Source organism: Zoogloea oleivorans (assembly GCF_008107625.1).
In the GTDB taxonomy this organism is placed as follows: Bacteria; Pseudomonadota; Gammaproteobacteria; order Burkholderiales; family Rhodocyclaceae; genus Zoogloea; species Zoogloea oleivorans.
This window is the reverse complement of sequence record NZ_SDKK01000012.1, coordinates 67,343-74,269: the sequence shown is the minus strand read 5'-3', so window position 1 is coordinate 74,269 and position 6,927 is coordinate 67,343. Positions and strand designations below refer to the sequence as shown.

The 6,927-nt window shown below is 63.9% G+C and carries 5 protein-coding genes; 1 reads left to right on the top strand and 4 read right to left on the bottom strand.

Going from position 1 to position 6,927, the window contains the following annotated elements; all coding sequences use genetic code 11:
* Positions 1-1,005: hydrogenase small subunit (locus tag ETQ85_RS13680; RefSeq protein WP_148579745.1), on the bottom strand; the 1,005-nt coding region annotated here is incomplete at its 3' end.
* Between the two features lie 243 nt (positions 1,006-1,248).
* On the opposite strand from ETQ85_RS13680, the gene ETQ85_RS13675 reads away from it, so the two are divergent.
* Entirely contained in the window at positions 1,249-1,746 is a 498-nt protein-coding gene (locus tag ETQ85_RS13675) for a GNAT family N-acetyltransferase (RefSeq protein ID WP_148579632.1), read from the top strand.
* A gap of 13 nt (positions 1,747-1,759) precedes the next feature.
* Here ETQ85_RS13675 and ETQ85_RS13670 read toward each other — a convergent pair whose 3' ends face one another.
* From ETQ85_RS13670 to ilvD, 3 genes are all read right to left on the bottom strand, one after another.
* A complete protein-coding gene (locus ETQ85_RS13670; RefSeq protein WP_148579631.1) occupies positions 1,760-3,376 on the bottom strand; it encodes a methyl-accepting chemotaxis protein in 1,617 nt (538 codons plus the stop codon).
* 115 nt (positions 3,377-3,491) lie between these two features.
* The gene (locus ETQ85_RS13665) at positions 3,492-4,481 is read right to left on the bottom strand and encodes a lipid II:glycine glycyltransferase FemX (protein ID WP_187394707.1); all 990 of its coding nucleotides are present in this window, start codon (positions 4,479-4,481) and stop codon (positions 3,492-3,494) included.
* Positions 4,482-4,639: 158 nt separating this feature from the next.
* The gene (gene ilvD / locus ETQ85_RS13660; protein WP_148579629.1) at positions 4,640-6,481 is read right to left on the bottom strand and encodes a dihydroxy-acid dehydratase; all 1,842 of its coding nucleotides are present in this window, start codon (positions 6,479-6,481) and stop codon (positions 4,640-4,642) included.
* Between the last annotated feature and the right edge of the window lie 446 nt (positions 6,482-6,927).

Here is a 6,927-nt window from a genome sequence, read left to right as displayed (position 1 = left end):
CGCGCCCACCACGCCGGCCGCCGTGCCGCCCACCTTGTCGGCATTGCTCTCGACGCCGAACTGCTTGATGTCGGTGACCCGGTCGTAGAAGCTGCCCTTGTCCCAGAAGCCTTCTTCCGAGCAGCCGATGCAGCCGTGACCGGACTGCACCGGCCAGCTCACACCGCCGTTCCAGCGCATCGACGAGCAGGCGTTGTAGGTGGTCGGGCCCTTGCAGCCCATCTTGTAGAGGCAGTAGCCCTTGCGCGCGGCGTCGTCGTCCCAGTTCTCGACGAACTGGCCGGCGTCGAAGTGGGGCCGGCGGTAGCACTTGTCGTGAATACGCTGGCCGTAGAACATCTTCGGGCGCCCCTGGCGGTCGAGCTCCGGGATGCGGTCGAAGGTCAGCATGTAGGTGACCACGCCGGTCATCACTTCGGCGATCGGCGGGCAGCCGGGCACGCGGACGATGGGCTTGTCGGTGATCACCTTGTGCACCGGCGTGGCGCGGGTCGGGTTGGGCTTGGCGGCCTGCACGCAGCCGTAGGACGCGCAGGCGCCCCAGCTGATGATGGCCTTGGCGTCGGCACAGGTCTCCTTCAGCACTTCCACAAAGGGCCGACCGCCGTGGATGCAGTACATGCCGTCCTCGTTGAGCGGCGGGTTGCCTTCCACGGCCACGATGTAGTTGCCCTTGTACTTCTTCTTCACCTCTTCGATGATTGCCTCGGCCTGGTGGCCGGCCGCCGCCATCAGGGTGTCGTCGTAGTCGAGGGACAGCATCGACAACACCACGTCCTTGGTCAGCGGGTGGGCCGAGCGGATGAAGGATTCGGAACAGCAGGTGCACTCCAGCCCGTGCAGCCAGATTACCGGCGTGCGCGGCTTGGTTTCCAGCGCGTGGGCAATCTTCGGCACGAAGGCGCTGCCGAGGCCCAGCGACGTGGCCGTCAGGCTGCAGAATTTCATGAAGCTGCGCCGTGTAATCCCCTGCCGCCGCAGCACCTCGTAAAAAGTTTCAGTCATGGAAACCAACCCCCTCTTGGAACATCGGGCCCGTGTATGTTCTGATTTGTGGCGACGCAAGCGGGCCGGCACCGTCGCACTGGTGAAGAGGGAATTAACAAGAACTGTGCCCAGTTTGAGAGCCCGGCAAAAACCCTTCACGCACAAGGGCTTGGCTTTTTTCAGCGCCTCAAAAGGGGAATCCCCCCGGGCGACTGGTAACCAACTGACCGGCCAAACGGAAATCCACTAACCGCCACCACGATGACCGACATCACCATCCAGCCCGTCGATTTCGACGACCCCGCCCTCACGGCCGACTTTCTGGCCCTGCTCGATCACTACATGCGCGGCCCCACCGGCAACGGCCAGCCGATGCCCGATGACTTGCGCGCACGCCTGCCGGCCGAGCTGCGCCAGCGCCCGACCGTGCTGAGTTTCATTGCCTACCGGAATGAAGAAGGAGAGAAGCGCGCTGCCGGGCTGATCAACTGCGTGGAGGGCTTCTCCACCTTCGCCGGCAAACCGCTACTGAATGTGCACGACATCGTCGTGCATGAAGACTGCCGCCGCCGCGGCATCGCCAGTGCCCTACTGGCCCACGCCGAACAAGTGGCGCGCGAACGTGGCTGCTGCAAGCTGACCCTGGAAGTGCTCGAAGGCAATACAGGCGCCCGCCAGGCCTATCTGGACTTCGGCTTCCAGGGCTACCAGCTCGACCCGGCCATGGGTCAGGCCCAGTTCATGGAGAAGAAGCTCTGAGGGCTGGCAGCTTCTAACCGAGGCGGAAACGCCCTACCGACTGGTCCAGATCTCCGGCAATCCTGGCCAGGCCTTCCACCTGACGGAACGTTTCAGCGCTGACCCGGGAATTCTCCTCACCCATGCCGGTGACACCATCGATCTGGCGGGAAATCTCGGTACAGGAACGGAGCTGTTCGTGGATTGCACCACTGATGGAGGCTGTCGCCACGCGAACTTCCGTGACGAGGGACTCCAGTTCCGCAATCGCCGCTTTCGCCCCCTGTACACATCCGACGCCGCCAGTAGCCAGATCGGCCGCCTCAGTGACACTCTTCACCGCGCCCCGACTGCTGCCCTGGAGACGGGTGATCATGGCGGCAATATCCTGGGTGGACAGGGCCGTCCGCTCAGACAGCTTGCGCACCTCGTCAGCGACAACCGCGAAGCCACGCCCCTGTTCCCCGGCCCGCGCCGCCTCGATGGCAGCATTGAGCGCCAGCAGGTTGGTCTGCTCGGCAATCCCCTTGATCGCCGTGACAATCTGGGATATCTGCTCCGCCTCACCATCCAGGTGGGCAATGATCTCGGCCGAACTCTGCATGCGCCCGGCCATTTCGCCAATCGCCAGCTCCACCTCACCAATCCTGTCGATGGTCCGCAGGGCACCATCGGCTGTCGCGCTGGCCAGCAGATCCACTTGCGCGGCGCCGGCATCCACATCGCCAATGCTGCGGGTCAGATCAGCCACCGCGGCGACCATCGCAGAGGACGCCCCGCTCTGGGCCCGCGACACATCGGAGATGGCCTGCGCGTTGCTCCGGACCACACCAATCGCGCTGGACAGCAACCCGGACATATCCCGCACCTGGCCGATTTCACCGCTGAGTTCGCTTTGCATGCGCTGCATCGCCGCCAGCAGGCTGGTGCCGTCATCGCCCCGGGCCAGTTCGACGGGCCGGGAAAGGTCTCCGAGGGCAATCCGATGCACCACCTCCACCGCAAAGGCCGGCTCTCCGCCCAGTTGCCGCATCAGGCGACGTGTAATTGAAATCGTGGCGAAAAGGCTGACCAGCAACAACACGATGCCAGCGCCCAACCCCTTCACCCGGGCGTTCTGATAACCCTCATCGAGAACCTGACGGGTCTGGAGAGCACTCTTCCGGGCCTCTTCCCGGGCCAGCAGCAGATTCTCCCGCAGGGCCCGCCAGCGGGGGGTCTCCTCCTTGACCAGCAGCGTCTTGGCACTTTCGACATCGCCAGCCTTGACCCGCGCCAGCACATCTTCACGAATTGGCAGCCAGGCCGCCGCATCGGCAGCAAGCTGCCCCTTGTCTACCGCAACCGTGCTCATGCCAATCGCCAGCATGGCCGTATCGAAACTTTCCCTGGCCTTCTCGTAATTCGCATGGCCCTTGGGATTGGCCGGATCGAGGAGAATGTTGCGCAGGGCCTGCCCCGTCTGCAGCCCCTGGGAATAGGCATCTCCCAGATTACGCTCAAGCGCCAAATCGGAATCGATGAAACGGGCCAGGCGCACCTGGTTCCATTCCATCTGGAGAAGCATGCCGCCAACAACTGCCACAAACAGCACGGCATTGAGCAGCAACAGAAGAATCAGCCGGACCTTGATGGTGAGTCGAGAGAACATGGCGAAGAGGCGGGGAAACTCACCCGGAGAATCAGTTGGAGTATTTCCTTATCGGCATATTCTCATATTCTCTTTAAGGTCTTGGCAGAGATCCTCATCGACACCCTGCAGCAAATCAGAAAGCGATCCACTCCTCCAGCAAGCGGTATTCGGTGCCCCGCATGTCCTGCTTGAAGCGGCCGTAGCCGTCGGACGACGAATAGCCGCCCAGATCAAAGCGCTCGCAGCCGTGGGCGCGCATGGCCCGCGCCGCATTCCAGAGAAGAAAGTTGCCAGCCTTGGCCTGGCGCGCCTCGGGGCCATACCAGCCGATGAAATACTCGGCGCTGCGCCCGAAGCGAAAGGCGATCATGCCCGCCACCGGCTGCCCGTCCTGCAGCGCCCGACAAACGAAGAAATCATCCGGCGCATGGCGCTGCAATTCACGCAAAAAAGCCACCGGCGTACCGGAAAAGCCCTTCTCCTGCATGTTCTCCGTGTGGCGGGCGAGGATCCATTCGACGGCATTGCGCGCGGTGGACACGTCGAAGCACAACCCACCCCGCTCGGCCCCCTTCAGATGATTGCGCCAGTTGCTGCTCAGCTTCTTGCGCAGGGTCTCGTCATCGAGACGCAGATCAAGCAGCGATGAGCACCAGCCCGTCGCGCCACGGGCGCGAAAGCCGGCCGCCTTCAAGCAGCCCCGATGGGCCTCGGTTTCCGCCAGGCCGGGCGCCAGGACCAGCACACCCCGCAAACCAAAGCGCCAGCACCGCCGCAGGGCTCCATACACGGCCCGCACCTCGGCCTCGTCCGGACTGGCCGCCAGAAACAGCGGTCCGCGGTTGATCCGCGCGGCGACCCGAAGGCCCAGCACCCGTTTCACCAGTACCTGGCAAATCGCCACTGGCCGGCCAGCCGATTCAAAAACCAGGCGCTCCACGCTCCAGCCACCGGCTGCCACCTTGGCCTCGCCATACGCCCAGGCCTGCACCATCGACGGCGTCGCGACGCGCCCGTAAAGCGCGTCCCATTCCTCACGGCCCGCCACCTGCCGGACGCAACACTCCGCCACTGACAGGACGGAAGACGAGTATCGACAGGCGCCACCGGGAACGTTCTTCATAAAGAATCGGGAATAAGCAGTCCTGCAGATGCTACGCGCGACCCCTCCCATGTCCACGGAACGGAGTCACACCAATACACAGTTTTCGGTAATAACTGGCGGTGTAAACGCAACAAGCCCGGCCGGAGCCGGGCTTGTTTGTGCGCGAAAAACGATGCTTAGCGCTGGACTTGCGTCACGTCCCGCACCGCGCCGGTATCGGCGCTGGTGGTGAGGGCCGCGTAGGCCTGCAGCGCCGCCGACACGTGGCGGACACGATTGGCCGGCTTCCAGCCACGGGCATCCTGAGCCACCCGGCGCGCCGCCAGCACCTCATCAGTCACCGCCAGGTTGATGCGCCGCTTCGGGATGTCGATCTCGATCAGATCGCCCTCTTCCACCAGGCCGATGGCGCCGCCACAGCCGGCTTCCGGCGAGGCGTGGCCGATCGACAGACCGGAGGTGCCGCCGGAGAAACGTCCGTCGGTGAGCAGCGCACACGCGGCGCCCAGGCCCTTGGACTTGAGGTAGCTGGTCGGATAGAGCATTTCCTGCATGCCCGGCCCCCCCTTCGGGCCTTCGTAGCGGATCACCACCACATCGCCGGCCACGATCTGGTCGGCGAGGATGGCGGCAACGGAATCTTCCTGGCTTTCGAACACGCGGGCACGGCCGCTGAAAACCCAGATCGACTCATCCACGCCGGCGGTTTTGACGATGCAGCCCTTTTCGGCGATGTTGCCATACAGCACGGCAAGGCCGCCCTCCTGGCTGAAGGCGTTGGCCTTGTCGCGGATCACGCCGTGGCTGCGATCCATGTCGAGCTCGTTCCAGCGCCGGTCCTGACTGAAGGCCACCTGCGTCGGCACGCCACCCGGCGCCGCCTTGTAAAAGTTGAACACGCCGGAATCATGGGCCTGCATGACGTCCCACGAGGCCAGCGCTTCGGCCATGGTCTTGGTGTGAACGGTGGGCAGGTCGGTGTGCAGCAGGCCGGCGCGGGCGAGTTCGCCGAGGATGGCCATGATGCCGCCGGCACGGTGCACGTCCTCGATGTGTACGTCGGCCACGGCCGGTGCCACCTTGCACAGGCACGGCACCCGGCGCGAGATGCGGTCGATGTCGGCCATCGTGAAATCAACGCCGGCTTCCTTGGCTGCGGCCAGCAAGTGCAGCACGGTGTTGGTGGAGCCGCCCATCGCCACGTCGAGGGTGATGGCGTTTTCGAAAGCCTTGAAGCTGGCGATGGAGCGCGGCAACACCGACTCGTCGTCTTTTTCGTAGTAGCGACGCGCCATGTCAACAATGGTGCGGCCGGCGCGCAGGAACAGGTGCTCGCGATCCACGTGGGTAGCCAGCACGGTGCCATTGCCGGGCAGGGAGAGGCCCAGCGCCTCGGTCAGGCAGTTCATGGAGTTGGCGGTGAACATGCCGGAGCAGGAGCCGCAGGTCGGGCAGGCCGAACGCTCGATGGCGTCAACTTCCTCGTCCGAGCAGCTGCTGTCGGCAGCCTTGACCATGGCATCCACCAGGTCGAGGGAGATCACCTTGGCTTCCCACTTGACCTTGCCGGCCTCCATCGGGCCGCCGGAAACGAAGATTGCCGGAATGTTGAGGCGCAGGGCGGCCATCAGCATGCCCGGGGTGATCTTGTCACAGTTGGAAATGCACACCATGGCGTCGGCCGTATGGGCGTTGCACATGTACTCGACGCTGTCGGCAATCAGGTCGCGGGAAGGCAGGCTGTAGAGCATGCCGCCGTGGCCCATGGCGATGCCGTCATCGACGGCGATGGTGTTGAATTCCTTGGCGACGCCGCCGGCCTTCTCGATCTCGCGCGCCACCAACTGGCCCAGATCCTTGAGGTGCACGTGACCGGGCACGAACTGGGTGAAGCTGTTGACCACGGCGATGATCGGCTTTTCGAAATCGCCGTCCTTCATGCCGGTGGCGCGCCACAGGGCGCGGGCGCCGGCCATGTTGCGACCGGCGGTGGAAGTGCGGGAACGGTACTGGGGCATCTCGTGGGACTCCGTCAAACAAATGGATGTTACCAATCTTCCATTCTAGCGCCTGATGCCAGCCGTGCAGCTACCGGATGAACGAAGCACCACTTTTCGCCCCCCTTCCGCCAGCGGAAATCCGGGTATTCCCCGATTGGCCGAAGGATTCCGATCGCGTCTTAATGACGCCACAAACGGCGCAGGCAGGGCGTTTTTCACAGGCAGGCAAAGTCCGCACCATTCGTTACATTTGCGCAACGGTGTAGACAAGGTCTGGCTCTACGCTTGCTCCATAAAAAACGACGGAGACTTTGTAAATGACCGCATTGCCCATTCTGGCAACGATCCTCACGATCGCCCTCGCCATCGGCCTCACCCGCCATCTCGCCGCCAAACGGCGTCGCCCGGCCCCGATTCCCGTCCGCATCCGCTAGTCCACCCCGGCGAAATGCTGCTTCGCCCCC